The following is a 17,454-nucleotide window of genomic DNA, read 5'->3' as shown; positions in this document are numbered from 1 at the left end:
TCGATCCCGGCACCGGGCCGGGAGAACCGGCTATTTTGGGCGTTCCGGCCGGTCGAGGGAAGCGAAGCCGGCGCGCGCTCCCCGTTCCAGCGCTCCGAGCGGTGCCGGCAGCGCCCCGTCGCCACGAGGGATCCGGCCCGGACCGCTCGAGCAGGCCGCCCATGCGGACGACCTCGAGACGATCCATGGCCGGTGGCACGAACGCCTGATCGGGACGCCGCAGTTAGCGGCGACTAGTACCGCTGCGGTCCCCGGCCACGATGCCGGGCCGTACGACCGTCTACGCGGGCGTCCCGTCGCCCGCCTCGCCGAAGAACGCCTGGACCTCCGCGAGCGCCCGGGTGACGGGAAACGGCGGCAGCGATCCGAGAAACGTCCGTCCGTACCCGCGGGTGGTCAGCCGCGGATCGCACAGCACCAGCACGCCGCGGTCGCGCTCGCTGCGGATCAATCGCCCCACGCCCTGTTTCAAGGCGATCACCGCCTGCGGCAACTGCTCGTCGGCGAAAGGGCGGCCACCGGCACGGCGGATCGCCTCGAGACGCGCTTCGAAGACCGGGTCGTCGGGCGCCGCGAACGGCAGCTTGTCGATCACCACCACGCTCAGCGCATCGCCGACCACGTCGACGCCCTCGCGGAAGCTGGCCGCGCCCAGCAGCACCCCGTTGCCCGATTCGCGGAAACGCTGCAACAGCACATGACGCGGCGCCTCGCCCTGCACGAACAGCGGCCACGGACCGTCGCGCAGCAGGGCCGCGGTCTCGCGCAACGCGCGGTGCGAGGCGAACAGCAGGAACGCGCGCCCACCGGACGCCTGCAGCACCGGCAAAACCGCCTCGGCCACCGCCGCGGTGTACTCGCGCGCCGACGGCGGCGGCAGGCCCGGCGGCAGGAAGCACAAGGCCTGACGCGTCCAGTCGAACGGGCTCGGCGCGAACAGCGTGCGCGGGGCTTCGAGGCCGAGCCGTTCGGCGATGTGCTCGAAATGACCGTCCACCGCCAGCGTGGCCGAAGTGAACACCCAGGCGGCGGCGGACCGCTCGCGATGCGCGCGCAACGGCGCCGAGACATCCAGCGGCGTGCGTTGCAGCCGGAATCCCCGCGGCGACAGTTCGTACCAGCGCACGTCGCCATCGGCCGCGACGGGGCCACCGCCCCCTGTGTCGGCGTCGTGCCCGTCGCCAACTCCGTCCGGGGTGTCGAACGCGCCCGGACCGTCCCAGGCCTGCCAGCGCCGCAGCCTGGCCAGGAAGTCCTGCGCGCGCGCATGCGCCGCATCCAGCCCGGGGCTGGCCTCGCGCAGCGGCGCGACGGCATCGGCGAAACCGTGCAGCGCATCGGAAAGCCCTTCCAGACCGTCCTGCACCCGGGCATCGTGCAGTGCGCGATCGAGCGTACCGCGCGGGGGCAGTGTCTCCATGGCCGCACGCAAGCCGTGCACCGATTGTTCGAGCTGCAGGGCGGGATCTTGCAGGGTGGCCCGCGCACCGGGCACGTCGCGGCATTCGCCGATGCCGTCGCGTGCCAGCTCGACCAGCGGCCGCGCACTGAGGCCTTCGCCGAAGAACTGCACGGCCAGCTCCGGCAACTGGTGCGCCTCGTCGACGACGAACGCCTGCGCGCCGGGCAGGATCTCCCCGAAGCCCTCCTGCTTCAGCGCGAGATCGGCCAGCAGCAGATGGTGGTTGACCACGACCACGTCGGCCATCTGCGCGCGCTGCCGGGCCTGGACCACGAAGCATTCGCTCCAGAACGGACATTCGCTGCCCAGGCAGTTGTCGACGGTGGAGGTCACCATCGGAATCAGCGGCGAGTCCTCGGGCAGGGCCTCGATCTCGGCCAAGTCGCCCATGCGGGTGCGCCCGCTCCAGGCGACGATGCGCTGGAACAGGGCCACCTGGTCGCGCGCGGTGAAGCGCGGCTCGCCGCGGGTGCGGGTCATCCGGTAGAGGCACAGATAGTTCGCCCGCCCCTTGAGCAGCGCGGCCTTCAGCCCGACGCCCAACGCATCGCGCACCCGCGGCAGGTCGCGATGGTAAAGCTGGTCCTGCAGCGCACGGGTGCCGGTCGAGACGATGGTGCGCAGCCCCGACAGCAGCGCCGGCACGAGGTAGGCGAAGGTCTTGCCGGTGCCGGTGCCGGCTTCCGCCAGCAGGGTATCGCCGCGCGCGAACGCATCCGCCACCGCTGCCGCGAGCGCCTGCTGCGGCGGCCGCGCATGGAACTGGGGCAGGGCCTGCGCGAGCGCACCGCCCTCGTCCAGGGCCGCGTGGACGCGACCCGGCAGATCGCCGCCCGCCGCGTCCGGCAGCCGTACGTCGTCGCCCACGATCAGAACCGGTCGAGTGCCCCGACCCGGCAGCCCTCGATCTGTGCCTGCGCCTGCGCCGCGCCGGCGTCGTCGCCCTGCCGTTGCCGCAGGTGCTGCAGTGTCGCCCAGTGCCGACGGCACAACGGACCGACCTGCGAACCGAGCGCGTAGGCGCGCTGGGCGAGACGGTCGGCCGTAGCGGTGTCGCCCTGCAGGATCGCCACTTCCGCGCGTTCCTGCAGGATCGCCGGATCTTCCGGCACGATCGCCAGCGCTTCGTCCAGGCGGGCCGCGGCGCCGGCGACATCGCCCGCCGCTTCCTGCTGCGCGGCCTGGTGACGCAGGTCCTCCACCCGCCCGTCGCGCAGCGGCTGCACCGACAGTTCGCCTTCGCCGTCGCCGGCCGCCGCGCGGATGGCGGTCACCGCCTCGACGGCAGATACCGACGCCGGCGCACCCGCCGACCGGGGCGACGATGCCGGCCCCATCGCACAACCGGCGAGGAACGCCGTCGACAGAATGCAGCCCAACAGGCCGTGGGCGGTGCGGAAACGCAAGGTCATGGCGGAAAACTTCCTTCAGGAGACGGCGGTGTGGGCGGCGGCTCGCCGCGGTCGTGATCGCCGCTGCCGAACACGCGACGCCAGAAGCCCTCGCGCTGGGGCTCCTGGACCTGTTGCGGAGGCGGCGGCGGTGCCGGCCCGTAGGCGTCCTGCGGCGGCGTCGGCACGTCCTGCGGGAGCGGACGTTCGCCCGGATAGGTCGCGTACGGTGCGGACGGATAGGCGTAGCACGCCTCATAGCGCGGTGCGTAGCCATCGATGAAGGCGAACCGCCGGGCCTCCGGACAGCCGGCGTCGGTCGCCGCGCTGCGGGCGACCCACTGCCAGTCGAGGCCGCGGTCGGCGACCTGCAGCGGCGCACTGGGCAGGCGGCCGAACAGGTCCGACCACACGCGCATCGCGCCGGTCGCCCCGTACAGCCCGGTGGATTCGTTCTGGTCGTTGCCGATCCAGACCACGGCCAGGTGATCGCCGGTCCAGCCGGCGAACCAGCTGTCGCGGCCGTCGTTGCTGGTGCCGGTCTTGCCGGCAGGCTGCAGGCGGCCGAGTCCGTCGTTGACCAGTTGGCGGCCGGTGCCGGAGCTCACCGCGTGCTGGAGCGCGAGGGTGATCAGACCGACGGCCACCGCATCGCCCGGCTGCGCATCGGGCGGGGCCGCGTCGTAGCGGCGCAGCACCCGGCCTTCGCTGTCGAGCACGCCGCGCACCATGCGCAGCGGCTGACGCTCGCCGCCCGAGGCCAGGAACTGATACAGCTGCGCCATCGCGTACGGACTCTGGTCCACCGATCCGAGAATCAACGCGGGGTTGGGCTCGGAGCGGATGCCCGCCAGTTCGCGGACCAGATCCGCGAGCGCCTGCGGCCCCACCATCATGCCCACACGCACGGTGGCCTGGTTGTAGGAGCGCGCCAGCGCATCCATCAACCGCACGGTGCCGTGGCTGCGGTTGTCCGCGTTCGCGGGATTCCAGCGCTGACCGTTGGGCAGCACCATGTTGACCGGCGCGTCCTCGACCCAGGTGGCCAGGGAGAACTCGGTCGGCCGGGCCAGCGCCAGCAGATAGACGAACGGCTTGAGCAGCGAACCGACCGGGCGCTGCGCCTCGATGGCCCGGTTGAAGCCGTGCACCGTCGGCTGCGACGACCCCACGACGGCGATGACCTCGCCGCTGTGCGCGTCGGTCACCACCACGCCGGACTGCAGCTCGGGCCGTTTGTCGTTGCTGAGCGCCTCGATCGTGCGCCGCACCGCGCCTTCGGCATAGCCCTGCGCGGCGGGCGACATCGCGCTCATCACGCTCAGTCCTGCGCTCTGCAGCACATCGGCCGGATAGTCGGCGGCGAGTTGCCGGCGGATCAGATCCACATACGCCGGAAAGCGGTTCGCCGCCAGCATGCCCGGTGTGTCGCTGATCCCCAGCGGCGCCTCCAGTGCGCGGCGGTACTCGGCCTCGTCGATCAGTCCGGCGCCGAACATGCGCGAGAGCGCGAAATCGCGGCGGACCTTGGCGCGCTCGGGCTGACGCCGCGGGTCGTAGTAGGACGGGCCGCGGATGATGCCCACCAACAGGGCGACGTGCTCGGTGTCGAGATCCTCCAGGCGCCGGGAGAACCAGTACTCCGCTCCCGCGGCCACGCCGTGGATCGCCTGCGCGCCGCGCTGGCCCAGGTACACCTGATTGAGGTACGCCTCCAGGATCGTGCCCTTGTCGTAACGGGCCTCGATCAGCATCGCGTAGAGAATCTCGTTGAACTTGCGCGTGTAGGTCTGCTCGCGGCCGATCCCGAGCAGGCCGGAACGGGCCAGCTGCTGGGTCAGCGTGCTGCCGCCCTGGCGCGCCTCGCCGGCGCGCAGGTTGATCCAGGCCGCGCGCAGCATGCCGGGCACGTCGATACCCCGGTGATGGGCGAAGTCCGAATCCTCCACCGCCTGCAGGGCATCGGTGAGCAGCACCGGCACGTCCTCCACGCGAACCAGACGACGCTCCTCCTGGTTCTGCCCGTAGAGCGTGGCGATACGGGCGGGATCCAGGCGCGCGCGTTCGATCCCGGCATCCCCGCCGACATCGCGCAGGCGGGCGATGCGACCGCCCGACAGTCCCACCTCGACCCGCCGTGGCGCGACCGCGCCATCGACATCCTGGAAGCCACGGCTGGAAATCGTCCAGCGGCCGTTGTCGCCGGCCAGGTAGGTGCCGGGCCGCTCACCGTCGCCTTCACGATAGCCGGCCGACTCCAGCTCCAGGCGGAGCGTCTGGGCGTCCAGAGCCAGCCCCGGCGCGAGCTGCAACGGCCGCGCGTACACGCGCGTGGGCACCTGCCAGCGCAACTCGCCGAAGCGTTGGTTGACCTGCTGGTTGAGGTGGATGGTGTACGGCACCAGGAAGCCGAGCCCGAGCCCGGCGAACGCCAGGATCAGGATCAACGCCCTGCGCAACCACGTCCGGCCGGGGCGATCGCCGCCACCGCCACCGCCGCCGTGGTCGTCTTCGTCGTAATCGATGCGCGCTAACGAGTCCTGACGCTTGGGCATCTGCAGGACGCTCTCCGGGATGCGACAATGGCAGGCCGCAGTCTAGCCCAGCCTCGTTTCGCGCTGACGGCCACACCCTCGCCCAGTCAGCTGGAGTTCCACAGGATGTCGTTTTCGCTGACTGATGCGCGCTTCCGGCTGGCCCGGGCGCTCGGCCTGTTCCGCCGTACGTGGGCCAGCCTGCATACCCGTGGCGGGCGAGCCACCTGGGAGCGCATCAGAACACGCATGGCCAAGGCGTTACGCCCGTCGACTCCGCCCTCAGACCCCCTCTGGCGGCCCGAGCCGATGACGCCCGACACCTTCGCGCCGTTCTCGCTGCCTCGTTCGGATGCACCACGGGTCAGCATCATAATTCCCGTATACGGCCAGCTCACCCACACACTGGCCTGCCTTCGCAGCCTGTCGCTCCAGCCGCCACATGTAGCGGCTGAGGTGTTGGTAGTCGACGATTCCAGCTCCGATTCGACCCCGACCTTGCTTCCCCGTATCGACGGCCTGCGCTATCTACGCAGGGAGCACAACGGCGGATTCATCGCGGCCTGTAACGATGGCGCCGCTGCCGCGCGCGGCGACATGCTGGTGTTCCTCAACAATGACACCGTGCCCCAGCCGGGCTGGTTGGAAATGCTCCTGGAAACCTTCACGGCAGTTCCCGATGTCGGTCTGGTCGGTGCACAGCTTCTCTATCCCGACGGCCGCCTGCAGGAAGCAGGGGGCACGATCTTCAGCGATGGCAACGCCTGGAACTATGGTCGCTTCGAGAATCCCGACGATCCGCGTTACGGATATGTCCGCGAGACCGACTATGCAAGCGGTGCGGCGATCGCGATTCCCGCTAAACTGTTCCACCGTCTGGGAGGTTTCGATCGACGCTATGCGCCGGCTTACTACGAAGATGCCGCGCTGGCATTCGCTGTCCGCAAGGCGGGATTGAAGGTCCTGTATCAGCCGCGCGCCCGCGTCCTTCACGATGAAGGCACGAGCGCAGGCACGGATCTCTCCACTGGCATGAAGGCCGCGCAGATACGTAATCGGGATGTTTTCGCCCGCCACTACGCGGACTCGCTTTCGCATCAACTCTCGCCTAGACAGACCCCCTCACCGGCCTCGTTGCATCGCAACCAACGGCAGATCCTGATCGTGGACGAGTCCACCCCACGGCCCGACCACGACTCCGGCTCGCTGCGCTTGGTGACGCTGATGCATATGCTGATCGACGATGGCGCCCACGTCGTGTTTGTGCCCGCTGACGGCCATCACGCAGGCCATCACACGCGCGCCTTGCAGGCGCGGGGCATCGAGACTTGGTATGCCCCCTTCCTCGGCGGACTCGCCCGCTGGGTGGAGCGCAACGGTGCGCGCTTCGATGTGGCGATGCTCAGCAGGCACTTCGTGGCTGCACCCCTTATCCCGTTGCTGCGCAAGCATGCACCGAAGACCCGCATTCTTTTCGACAGCGTGGATCTGCACTACGTCCGCGAACGAAGATCCGCCGAAGTGCATGCGGATCCCGCCATGCTCGCCGCGGCAGTCCGCACTCGATCCCGCGAACTCGCCGTGATTGCCCAGGCCGACGTAACCCTTGTGGTCAGCACTGCTGAATCCCGTGTATTGGCCGAAGATGCACCCCATGCACAGGTCAGGCTGCTGTCCAACCTCCATGTCGCTGGCGATGGCGGACCTGATTGGTCCGAGCGGGATGGTGTCGTGTTCGTCGGCGGCTTTGCACACCCACCGAACGTGGATGCGATGCGCTGGTTTCTGGACCGGGTATGGCCGCTGGTACGGCTTCGCCTGCCGGCATTGGCGTTTCACTGCATCGGGAATGCGCCACCAGATACGATCACCGCACATCACGGACACAACGGAGTCCACGTGCATGGGCATGTCCCCGATCTGACCGCCTGGATGGAGGGATGCCGTGTCGCGGTTGCCCCACTTCGTTTCGGAGCCGGCGTGAAGGGCAAGATCAACCTGAGCATGGCCCAGGGCCAGCCCGTCGTCGCCACCACCATCGCTGCCGAAGGCATGCATTTGCTGGACGGCCATGACGTTCTGCTCGCCGACGACGCCAAGCAGTTCGCCGAGGCGATCGTGCGACTGCACGAAGACCGCGATCTGTGGAAGCACCTGTCGGAGCGGGGACTCGACAACGTGAACGAGCATTTCTCCACGAACGCCGCACGGGATGTCGTTCAGGCGTTGTTTCTGGCGCCCCGCTAGTCGTTGATCACCGCGCGACAGATCCCGCCACGCGCAGACGCTCGGCGAACTCGCTCAGTTCGGGCAGCCCCGGGTCCAGCTCCCTTGCGGCATCGTAGGCAGCGCGCGCGCCGCCGATCTCGCCCGCTCCCAGCCGCTCGGCGCCTACCGCCAGCCAGCGTTGCGCCAGCCGCCGGCGCGCGGTCGCCAGGGCCGACTCCGTCTCCGCGAGCGCGACCCGCGCGTCCAGGCAGGCGCGGGTGCGCGCCAGACGGTTCGCGCGCAACTCACGATCGAAGCACGCCACCGCGGCAGGAAGCAGCCGCTCCGATGCCGCTCGGACCTCCGGATCGTCGGGGGCGAGCGCGCGTGCGGCGCGCAGCCGGTCGTATGCGCTCTCGCCGGGTGGGGTCAACAGGTCGCCCCGGCGTTCCGCGGCTTCGAATTGCGCGAGCAGGGTCGCGACCTGCTCGCGGCGCTGGTCGCGGCTCCCTTCCGGACGCAGGCGCGCATGCGCCTGCCGCGCACCGTCGACCTGACGCATCGCCGCCAGGACCGCCGCACTGTCGGGCGCGATCCGGGCCGCTTCCGCGAGTGCGGCGTCCGCATCCGCGAAGCGGAAGTCGGCCGCCGCACGCTCGGCGCGCCTTCCGTGCGCCGCGGCCACCAGCGCCAGACCTTCGCCGGCATCGACCGCATCCGGATCGGCTTCGAGCAGATCGCGATAGGTCGCCTCGGCGCGCTCCAGCTGCCCGGCGTCCCGATCGCGATCCGCGCGTGCGAGCAGTGCATCGCGCTCCTCGCCCAGCCGGGCCTGCGTATCGGGAAGATCGACATGGCCGGCATCGTGCGAACGCGCCACCGCGACCGCGCGTGCGGCCTGCGCATAGTGACCGCGGCGCAACGCATCGCGTGCCTGTTGCAGGAGGTCGCCCAGCGCATCTTCGCGACCGCGCAACGCATCGGCGTCGTCCGGCCAGAACCCGAGGATCCGCTGATAGAGCGGAAGTGCGGCGTTGGCGCTGCCGTACAGATCGCCACGCGCGTAAGCGGCTTCGGCACGGGCGTGCAGTTCCTCGCGGCCGGCGAGCCCGGCCTGGCGGGCGTGCGACGCGGCGGCGACACGCTCGACCTCCGCGCGTGGCGCCGACAGCGCACGCGCCAGTGCGAGCGCAGCCGTGGTCGCATCGACATCACCGGCATCGTTCGCGGCCTCGGCCTGCGCCAGCGCCGCCAGCGCCACACGCGCCAGGCCCTCGCGTGCCTCGTTGCGATCCGGGTCCATGGCCAGCGCGGCTTCGTACAGTTCCCGCGCGCCGCTCCCGTCCTCGGCGGTCAATCGCCCTTCGGCCAGTGCGATCGCCGCCTCCTCGCGCAGGACCTGCGCCCGCGTCTCGGGCCACAGCCGGTCCGCGAGGGGTTGCCGTACCAGTAACAGGATCAGGAACAGGGCACCCGCACCGGCCATCGTCGGCCGCACCCAACGCGGCCAGCCCGCCATCCGGTCCGACAGGCGCCCGGCGGCTGTCGCAGACGGATGCCGCCGGGTCGCGAGGGGTTCGCGGCGGTCCGGATCGGGCATGGTCGGAGGATCGGGGCGGCGGCTCACCGGCGCAGCATAGAAGATGCCGATGAATGCGTGCGTCACCGGTCGGCATGCGCCGTCAGCAGCATCCGCCTGCAAGCTGCGATGGCGACCTCGAGCCACAGTTCCCGGCCCGGCCCGCAGACCGAGGCGGTGCTGCCTCAGGCGCGGCGCACGCGCTCGATGCCCGGCACCGCCTCCAGCTTGCCGAGCAGACGCGCGAACTGGCCGTGGTCCTGCACCCGCAAGTGCAACCGCAGGCGGATCCGTCCCACGCCCCGCGTCCCTTCGCTGCGGATCGCGAGCACGTGCGCGTCTTCCTGTGCGATCAGGTTGGTCAGGTCCTTGAGCAGATGCCGCCGATCGACGCCATCGACGAGCGCCTCGGCCTCGTGCGCACCGCCAGCCCGTCCCCAGGCCACCGGCAGCACCCGCTGCGGCTCGCGGGCCGCCAGGCGCTGGAAGGCGGCGCAATCCGGGCGATGCACGCTGATCCCGCGGGTGCGGGTCAGGTACCCGGTGATCGCCTCCCCCGGCAGCGGGCGACAGCAGCGGGCGATCTGCACCAGCAGGTTGTCCACGCCGACCACCGTGAATTCGGAGCTCGCCTTGGGCAACTGCCGCGGCGGCGCGCGGGCGAAGTCCGTGGTCTGCGGTTCGGGCTTGCGCGCCTCCGCCTCGGCCTCGCCCAGTGCGCGCACCACCTGGTGCGGCCCGACATCGCCCAGCGCCACCATCACGTGGAGGTCGTCGAGCGTGGCGGCGTGGAAACGCTTGAGCGCGGGTGCGGGATCCGCCTGCTGAAACCCCAGCCGCTTGAGTTCGCGCTCCAGCAACTCGCGCCCCGCCTGCACGTTGCGCTCGCGATCGAGCTTGTGGAACCACGCGCGCACCTTGTCGCGCGAGCGCCCACTGGCGAGATACCCGTTGGCCGGCACCAGCCAGTCGCGTCGCGGCTCGGGCGTCTTCGCGGTCAGGATCTCCACCCGGTCCCCGCTCTGCAAGGTGTGGCCGAGCGGCACGATGCGTCCGTTGACCTTCGCGCCGCGGCAGCGGTGCCCGACCATCGTGTGCACGTGATAGGCGAAGTCCAGCGGCGTGGCACCCCGCGGCAGGTCGATCACCTCGCCGCGCGGGGTCAGGGTGTAGATGCGGTCTTCCACCAGCTCGGTGTCGAGGGCGCCGGCCAGGGCCATCTCGTCGCCGCTCTCCTGATGCGACTCGAGCAACCGCCGCATCCATTCGATCTTGCGTTCCAGCGCGGCGTCGCCGCTGCCGCCTTCCTTGTAGCGCCAATGCGCGGCCACGCCCAGTTCGGCCTGCTCGTGCATCGCGAAGGTGCGGATCTGCACCTCCAGCGTCTTGCCCTCGGGCCCGACGACCGCGGTGTGCAGCGAGCGGTAGTCGTTGCGCTTGGGGCGCGCGATGTAGTCGTCGAACTCGCCCGGCACCGGGGTCCACAGGGCGTGCACCACCCCCAGCGCGGCGTAGCAGGCGGGCACGTCGTCCACCAGCACCCGCACCGCGCGCAGATCGTAGAGCTCGCCGATGGGAACGTCCTTGCGCTGCATCTTCTTCCAGATGCTGTAGATGTGCTTGGGCCGTCCGGCGACATCGGCACGCAGGCCCTGTGCATCCAGCGCCTCGTCCAGCCGCTGCCGCACTGCATCGATGTAACGCTCGCGCCCACCGCGCTTGTCGTCGAGAAGACGTGCGATCCGGCGGTAGGTGTCGGGGTCGAGAAAACGGAACGCCAGGTCCTCCAGCTCCCATTTGAGCTGCCAGATGCCCAGGCGGTTGGCCAGCGGCGCGTGAATGTCGCGGGTCAGCTGCGCCAGCGCCCGCTGCTCGTCTTCGGGCCCTTTCGCCGCCGCGCGCAGGTAGGCGAGCTGGCGCGCCAGCAGGATCGGCACCACCCGCAGGTCACGCACGATCGACAGCAGCAGGCGGCGCAGTCCCTCCTGGTTGCCGTGGCCGGCACGCTCTGCGTGCAGCGCCCAGACCTGGCGCGCGGCGCGCTGGCCGTCGATCAGCGCCGCCACGGCAGGATGTTCCCGGACCAGCGATGCCTGCAGGCCAGCATCGTCCTCGGGCAGGGAGAACAGGATGGCCGCGGCGATCACGTCGCCCTCGGCGTTCAATCGGCCGAGCGCTTCCAGCATGTCGGCGATCACCGGCCAGGGTTCGAGCGGCTCCAAGACCGCCCCCGCCGGACGCAGTATCGCCTCCAGCCGGTCACGCAGCGGCGGGCCGAGGACACTGGGGGGCGGCAACGACAGGGGCGGATCGACGGACACGGCCGGACACGTACGCGGTGGAAAAGGGACGATCTACACTAGCCGTCCACCGCCACGAGGAACAGACCATGCGCCGTCACCACAGTGTTGCCCTCCGCGCCCTGTGCGCCGCGATCGCCCTGGCGGCCGTCGGCACCGTGGCCGCCCAGCAGGCCCCGCCACTGCAGGAGCAGATGAGCGCCGACGAATTCCGCGCGGCGGGCCTCGACAAGCTCTCGTCGGCCGAACTGGCCGCCCTCAACACCTGGCTGGAGCGCCGGGTGGGCGTGGAAACCGCCGCCGCGGTCGAGCAGGCGCGCGCGGAAGGCCGGCGCGCAGTGGTCGAGGAGAACCGCGGCTTCTTCCATTTCGGTTCGCAGGAGCCCATCGAGAGCACGATCGCCGGCGAGTTCACCGGCTTCGGCAAGGGCCGCCGCTACACCCTGGCCAACGGCCAAGTGTGGGAGCAGACCGACAATGCGCGCCTGGCGGGCGTGCGCCGTCAGGACGTCGGCGTGCGCATCCGGCCTGGCTTCATGGGCGTGTGGTGGCTGCAGGTGGACGGCTACAACTCGACCGCAAAGGTCCAGCGGGTGGAGTGAGCCACTCTCGAAAGCCGCCGCGCACAGCGCGGCGGCCGGGAAGCAGGACGCTCGCGACCTCAGTGCAGGACGCAGTTGTCTTGCGCATCGCAGGTGCCCACGAGGACCCACTGGGGCCCCAGACACATGTAGAGCGCCCCACCCCCAGCACCGAACGGCACGATTTCCTGGGCGCCCTGATTGTCCGCGGTGCACGGTGTGGTCGGAGCTGCGGCTGCGCTGGCTGCGAACCCTAACGAAAGCGCCACGAATGCGCTCAGAGCGAGTTGCTTCTTCATCGTGTTCTCCTTGAGATCGACAATGCGGCCGTCGGATTTCTTCCCATGCCAGTGGCGCGGGACGGCGTCTGCGCCACCCATCGGTCCCGCGTCAGATCCAGATACAGCCTCCAAAGTCGTCGCAGATCGCGACGCGGTGCCAGCGCCCGTCCCAGCATTGGAAGATCGCCCCCCCGCCTCTGGGGAAGTTGTTCGGCACGTATTCTTCCGCGCCCTCGTTCTCGGCGGTGCACGGCGTGGTCGGGAATGCCGCGGCGTTACCGACGAATCCGAGCGAAAGCGCCAGCAGCGCGCCCAAGGCCAGTTGCTTCTTCATCTTCTCTTCTCCCTGTGTCGATGAGCCAAGCCGCCGTGGATGTCGTGCGGGGTGCCCGGGGCGGCGTCCGTGGCGACCCTGATCTCGCGGCGTGGCCCGTGCGCGAGCCACCCGCCTACGTGATCGGAGCGGGATGTGCTAGCCGAGGCTGCGGAACACGTCCGGCGGGCAGCAACCGATCGGCGGCCCGTGTCCGCCGATGCAGTCGTACACCAAACCGATGGGGAAGCCCCCCGCCATGACACCGGACACCAGCCACTTCGCTCGTGCTCCCATCGGACACGTCTCGTGGTTGGGGAAGACCGTCAGGGCGGTGGATCGCTCTGTCGACCCGGCGACGCCGGAATGCGCCGCCACACCGGACGAGACGCGCTGGCGGCGCGAACGCAGCGGGGCGTCGGTAAGAACAGGGGCGAGCAGAACCTGGGCCAAGCCAACCTCCATGTTCGTTGCGGGTCGATAACCTGCAGGCCGCCGGGCATCGTGCGCCGGCCGTCCGCCGCGAGGGCGGTGCATCGTGTGCGGCGACGACGCTAGCACGCTCGCCCCGCCCCGGTCGAGGCGACTGTCACGATTCCCGGTCCAGGTCCTCCAAGCCGGCGAGCCGTGCCGCGAGCTTCTTCGGCGACACGCCCCCGCGCGCGCCCAGTTCCTGCGCGAACATCGACACCCGGAGTTCTTCGAGATCGTGCCGGAAGGCGAGGTAAGAGGGCCGGTCCGTCAGGCCCGCCGCGCCGGCCTCGGCCAGCGCATCGACGAACGGCTTGAGTTCCAGCATGCGCTGCTGATCGCGCAGCGGGTCGCGCAGCGCGCGCTCTGCGCGCAGCGAGAGCGCCTGCAGGTAGCGCGGCATGTCCTCGAGCAAGGCATCCGGCGCCGTGCCCAGGAAACCGGACGGCGCGAGCGTGTCCAGGTGCAGGCGCATGTCGTCGAGGTTCGCCCGCGCCCACCCCATCAGGCCGCCGTCGAGCCGGCCGCGAATCTCGGCGATGCGCTCCAGCGCGGTCTCCGCCAACGCGAGGCGCCGCATCGCTTCACCGAACAGCGCACGCCCGACCGCATCGCGACGCTCGGCGAACGCGGCCGCGTCGCGGATGTCATCCAGCCCCTCGGTCGTCAGTGCGGCGAACGCCCCCTCCACCAGGTCCGTCCGCAACGGGTCGCCGGACACGTCCGGTCGCGGCGCACTCGCCTCCATGGCGGCGTACGACAAGGCGGCCTTCGGCTTGGCGGGCAACTGCTTGCGGGCCTGCCGCAACTTCTGTTCGAGCGCGATGCGCAGCAACCGGCGCACGCCGCGTGGATGACGTCGCCGCGCTTCGGCCGGATCGGCGTAGACCGCCAGGGCGGCGCTGTCGCCCGTGTCGTCGAGCGCCGGGTACGCGATGATGCCGCCGGCGCCGGGCACCTCGCGCGGCACCGGCTGCTCGGGAAAGGCGGTCAGCCCGGTCTGCGCGAGCCCCTCGGCGGCTCGCGACGCGAACGCGGCGTCGGCCTCGGCGCCGAAACGGGCGCGCAACGCGGCGAGGTCGCGCGACTCCGCCAGCACCGTGCGGCCATCACGTGCCAGCAGTCGCAGATTGATGCGCAGGTGCGGGTCCAGCCCGGATTCGTCGTAGTCGGTCGCGGCCACCGCCACGCCGACGAGCCGCGCGAGAAAACGCGCGAGCGTGCCGGTGATCGCATCGGCCGAAGGCGCCGGATGCGCCTGCGCGAAAGCGCGCGCGAAATCCGGTGCCGGCACAAAGTTACGCCGCAGCGCCTTCGGCAGGCTACGGATGAGCGCGGCGGCCTTGTCCTCCACGAACCCGGGCGCGAGCCAGGACAGTCGCGCGGGATCGAGCGCGTTGAGCAGGTGCAGCGGAACGCGTACGGTCATGCCGTCGTCCGGTGCGCCGGGTTCGAACCGATATCGCACCTCCAGGCGCGCGTTGCCGACCGCCAGCACGGGCGGAAAGCGCTCGGCATCGGTCTCGTCACCGACCAGCAGATCGTCGCGGGTCCACGCCAGCGCGCGCCGCGTGGCGGCGTCGGCCGTGCGCCACCAGGTGTCCAGCGTCCGCGCATCGACGATGCCGGCCGGAAGCCGCGCGTGATACCACTGCGCCATCCAGTCCTCGTCCACCACCAGCCCGACCCGGCGCTGCTTGGCCTCTTCCTCGCGCGCCTGCGTCAGCACCTTGAGATTGGCCGCCAGGAACGGCGCGCGCAGGTTGATCTCGCCGGTGACCAGACCGTCGCGCAGAAACATCGCGCGCGCCTCGTCCGGATACAACCGCCCATAATCGACTGGCCGTTTGGGCGCGAGCACGAGGCCGAACAGACTCACCTGCTCGCTGCCGATCACCCGGCCCTGCGCGCGCGACCAGTGCGGATCGTGATGCCGGCGCGCCAGCAGATGCGGCAGTTCGGCGATGACCCAGTCCGGCTCGATCGCGGCATTGGTCAACGACCAGACCCGTTCGGTATCGAGCAGATTCGCCGAAAGCACCCATGGCGGCGGCTTGCGTGCCAGTGGCGAGCCGGGGAACAACTGGAACCGGCGACCGCGCGGACCCTCGTACTGGCCACGGTCGCCGCGATGGCCGATCTGGGTCGGCAGGCCGGCGATCAACGCGCGGTGGAGAATCGCGTAGGGCGTGCCGGTGTCCGCTGCGGGCGATGCGCCATCCGGTGCCCCCCCGGCCTGCGCCTGGTCGGTGTGCGTCGGGGCTGACGCGCCACGCCCACCCCGGCGCCGACGGCGACGCGCGCCGGGTGGCGACGATGCCGGGGGCGCGTCGCCCGATATGGTCGACGGCGCATCCGCGGCCAGCGGCACCGACCGCGGTGCGACACGGCCGCCCTCGGCACGCCAGCCCAGGCCCTCGCATTGCAGCTTGAGCTGGCGGTGCAGTTCGCGCCATTCGCGCATGCGCAGGAAGCCCAGGAACCGGGTCTCGCACCAGCGGCGCAGCTGGGACTGGGTCATCGCCTCGTGCGCCTCGCGATAGCCTGCCCACAGCCTGAGGATGCCCACGAACTCCGACTTGGGATCGGCGAACAGCGCGTGCGCATTGTCGGCCGCAGCGCGCTGATCGGCCGGGCGCTCGCGCGGATCCTGGATACCCAGAAACGCCGTGATCGCCAGCATGTCGTCGAGGCAACCATGGGCCTGCGCGGCCACCAGCATACGCGCGAGCTTCACGTCGACCGGCAGTTTCGCCATGCTGCGCCCGATCGCGGTCAGGCGCCGCTCGGCGTCGATGGCGCCCAGTTCGGTCAGCTGCTGCCAGCCGTCGGCGACCGCACGCGGATCCGGAGGCTCCACGAACGGAAACGTCTCGATATCGCCCAGCCCCAGCGACAGCATCCGCAGGATCACGCCGGCCAGCGCGGCGCGACGGATCTCGGGATCCGTATACGGCGCGCGCGCCTGGAAATCGGCTTCCGCGTACAGGCGCAGGCACGTCCCCGGCGCGATCCGGCCGCAGCGGCCCTTGCGCTGGTCGGCGGCCGCCTGCGACACCGGCTCGATGTGCAGGCGATCGAGCTTCTGCCGCGGACTGTAGCGCTTCACCCGCGCCAGCCCGGGATCGACCACGTAGTGGATCCGCGGCACCGTCAGCGAGGTCTCGGCCACGTTGGTGGCCAGCACGATGCGCCGCTTCGGGCCGGGATTGAACACCCGGTCCTGGTCGCGCGCGGAAAGGCGCGCATACAGCGGCAGCACCTCGGTATGGCGGTAGTCGCGACGCTCCAGTGCACGATGCGCATCGCGGATTTCGCGCTCGCCGGGCAGAAACACCAGCGTGTCGCCGATGCCGCGCTCGCGCATGATCTCGTCGCAGGCGGCGACGATGCCGTCGATGACCGACATCCCGCCCTCGCCGTCTCCCCGGCCGCGGGCCGCGGGCCCGCCGGGCGCGTCCGACGCGGCGTCGGCGCCTTCGCCCAGCGGTCGCCAGCGGACCTCGACCGGATAACCGCGACCTTCCACGTCGACCACCGGCGCGTCGTCGAAATGCTTCGAGAAGCGCTCGGTGTCGATGGTCGCCGAGGTCACGATGACCTTCAGGTCGGAGCGGCGCGTGAGCAACTGCTTGAGATACCCCAGCAGGAAATCGATGTTGAGGCTGCGTTCGTGCGCCTCGTCGATGATCACGGTGTCGTAGGCCGACAGCCAGCGATCGGACGCGATCTCCGCCAGCAGGATGCCGTCGGTCATGAACTTCACCGCCGTGCGCGCACCGACCTGCTCGTTGAAGCGCACCTGGTAGCCGACCACGTCGCCCATCGGTACCTGCAACTCCTCGGCCACCCGGCGCGCCACCGCGCGTGCGGCGATCCGGCGCGGCTGGGTGCAGCCGATGATGCCGGCCTGGCCCCGGCCGGCCGCCAGACACAGCTTCGGCAGTTGGGTGGTCTTGCCCGAGCCCGTCTCGCCGGCGATGACCACCACCGGGTGTTCGCGGATCAGCGCGACGATGCGCTCGGCTTCGCCGGCGATCGGCAGCGCGGGATCGACATCCGCACGCGGCAGCATCGCCGCACGGGCCTGGCGGGCATCGACCGAAGCGGTCAGCGCGGCCTCGAACGCGGTCCGCGCGGCGGCATCGTCGGCACGCTGGCGCCAGCGTGTCCACAGTCCGTATAGCCGCCCTCGATCGCGCGACAAGGCACCGTCGATCGCGGCGCGCGCCTGGCTCAAGATGGCATCGGGGCGCCCGCCGGACCGGCGCGGGGCGGTCGGAGAACCGGTCTTCATGGCGTCTTGCAATCCACAGCTGTAAGTCACATATCCG

At 70.6% G+C, this 17,454-nt stretch carries 11 protein-coding genes; 2 read left to right on the top strand and 9 right to left on the bottom strand.

Translation table 11 applies throughout. From position 1 onward, the window contains the following. Positions 1–280: 280 nt before the first annotated feature. Genes yoaA through mrcB form a run of 3 tightly spaced genes read right to left on the bottom strand, consistent with a single transcriptional unit; the run spans position 281 to position 5,408 of the window. Complete coding sequence (gene yoaA / locus RG19_RS01930) at positions 281–2,287, bottom strand: DNA repair helicase YoaA (RefSeq protein WP_058836360.1); 2,007 nt, start codon at positions 2,285–2,287, stop codon at positions 281–283. Between the two features lie 44 nt (positions 2,288–2,331). Continuing rightward, positions 2,332–2,874 carry a hypothetical protein gene (locus RG19_RS01925; RefSeq protein WP_058833783.1) on the bottom strand — a complete coding sequence of 181 codons (543 nt, stop codon included), beginning with the start codon at positions 2,872–2,874 and terminating at the stop codon, positions 2,332–2,334. Further along, positions 2,871–5,408: a penicillin-binding protein 1B gene (gene mrcB, locus RG19_RS01920; protein ID WP_082672420.1), complete on the bottom strand. Its 2,538-nt coding sequence runs from the start codon at positions 5,406–5,408 to the stop codon at positions 2,871–2,873. Before mrcB ends, RG19_RS01925 begins: the two co-directional genes overlap by 4 nt. 105 nt (positions 5,409–5,513) lie before the next feature. Between mrcB and RG19_RS01915 the strand changes: the two genes are divergently transcribed. Next, positions 5,514–7,634 carry a glycosyltransferase gene (locus RG19_RS01915; protein WP_058833782.1) on the top strand — a complete coding sequence of 707 codons (2,121 nt, stop codon included), beginning with the start codon at positions 5,514–5,516 and terminating at the stop codon, positions 7,632–7,634. A gap of 7 nt (positions 7,635–7,641) precedes the next feature. On the opposite strand, the gene RG19_RS01910 is transcribed toward RG19_RS01915, so the two are convergent. Both RG19_RS01910 and RG19_RS01905 read right to left on the bottom strand, forming a co-directional pair. Further along, entirely contained in the window at positions 7,642–9,195 is a 1,554-nt protein-coding gene (locus tag RG19_RS01910) for a hypothetical protein (protein ID WP_157515132.1), read from the bottom strand. A 164-nt stretch (positions 9,196–9,359) separates the two neighbouring features. Beyond that, entirely contained in the window at positions 9,360–11,477 is a 2,118-nt protein-coding gene (locus tag RG19_RS01905; RefSeq protein WP_425599716.1) for a RelA/SpoT family protein, read from the bottom strand. Positions 11,478–11,563: 86 nt separating this feature from the next. Between RG19_RS01905 and RG19_RS01900 the strand changes: the two genes are divergently transcribed. Next, positions 11,564–12,076 carry a hypothetical protein gene (locus tag RG19_RS01900; protein WP_058833780.1) on the top strand — a complete coding sequence of 171 codons (513 nt, stop codon included), beginning with the start codon at positions 11,564–11,566 and terminating at the stop codon, positions 12,074–12,076. Between the two features lie 59 nt (positions 12,077–12,135). On the opposite strand, the gene RG19_RS01895 is transcribed toward RG19_RS01900, so the two are convergent. The 4 genes from RG19_RS01895 to hrpA all read right to left on the bottom strand — a co-directional run bounded on the left by RG19_RS01895 (position 12,136) and on the right by hrpA (position 17,417). Continuing rightward, the gene (locus RG19_RS01895) at positions 12,136–12,354 is read right to left on the bottom strand and encodes a hypothetical protein (RefSeq protein ID WP_157515131.1); all 219 of its coding nucleotides are present in this window, start codon (positions 12,352–12,354) and stop codon (positions 12,136–12,138) included. A 91-nt stretch (positions 12,355–12,445) separates the two neighbouring features. After that, complete coding sequence (locus tag RG19_RS01890) at positions 12,446–12,670, bottom strand: hypothetical protein (RefSeq protein WP_058833778.1); 225 nt, start codon at positions 12,668–12,670, stop codon at positions 12,446–12,448. A 138-nt stretch (positions 12,671–12,808) separates the two neighbouring features. Continuing rightward, positions 12,809–13,102 carry a hypothetical protein gene (locus RG19_RS01885; RefSeq protein ID WP_157515130.1) on the bottom strand — a complete coding sequence of 98 codons (294 nt, stop codon included), beginning with the start codon at positions 13,100–13,102 and terminating at the stop codon, positions 12,809–12,811. 136 nt (positions 13,103–13,238) lie between these two features. After that, positions 13,239–17,417, bottom strand: a complete 4,179-nt coding sequence (hrpA, locus tag RG19_RS01880) for an ATP-dependent RNA helicase HrpA (RefSeq protein WP_058833776.1) — start codon at positions 17,415–17,417, stop codon at positions 13,239–13,241. Positions 17,418–17,454 lie beyond the last annotated feature (37 nt).

The sequence above is a fragment of the Luteimonas abyssi genome (assembly GCF_001482195.1).
GTDB classification, from domain to species: Bacteria; Pseudomonadota; Gammaproteobacteria; order Xanthomonadales; family Xanthomonadaceae; genus Luteimonas; species Luteimonas abyssi.
The sequence above is the reverse complement of the archived record's forward strand: the minus strand, read 5'-3'. Positions and strand labels throughout refer to the sequence as shown.

Bases quoted from the DNA above. Each gene is read 5' to 3' on its own strand.
- RG19_RS01925 (WP_058833783.1), bottom strand. From the start codon at position 2,874: ATGACCTTGCGTTTCCGCACCGCCCACGGCCTGTTGGGCTGCATTCTG.
- mrcB (WP_082672420.1), bottom strand. From the start codon at position 5,408: ATGCCCAAGCGTCAGGACTCGTTAGCGCGCATCGATTACGACGAAGAC.
- RG19_RS01895 (WP_157515131.1), bottom strand. From the start codon at position 12,354: ATGAAGAAGCAACTCGCTCTGAGCGCATTCGTGGCGCTTTCGTTAGGG.
- RG19_RS01915 (WP_058833782.1), top strand. From the start codon at position 5,514: ATGTCGTTTTCGCTGACTGATGCGCGCTTCCGGCTGGCCCGGGCGCTC.
- RG19_RS01900 (WP_058833780.1), top strand. From the start codon at position 11,564: ATGCGCCGTCACCACAGTGTTGCCCTCCGCGCCCTGTGCGCCGCGATC.
- RG19_RS01910 (WP_157515132.1), bottom strand. From the start codon at position 9,195: ATGCCCGATCCGGACCGCCGCGAACCCCTCGCGACCCGGCGGCATCCG.
- RG19_RS01890 (WP_058833778.1), bottom strand. From the start codon at position 12,670: ATGAAGAAGCAACTGGCCTTGGGCGCGCTGCTGGCGCTTTCGCTCGGA.
- hrpA (WP_058833776.1), bottom strand. From the start codon at position 17,417: ATGAAGACCGGTTCTCCGACCGCCCCGCGCCGGTCCGGCGGGCGCCCC.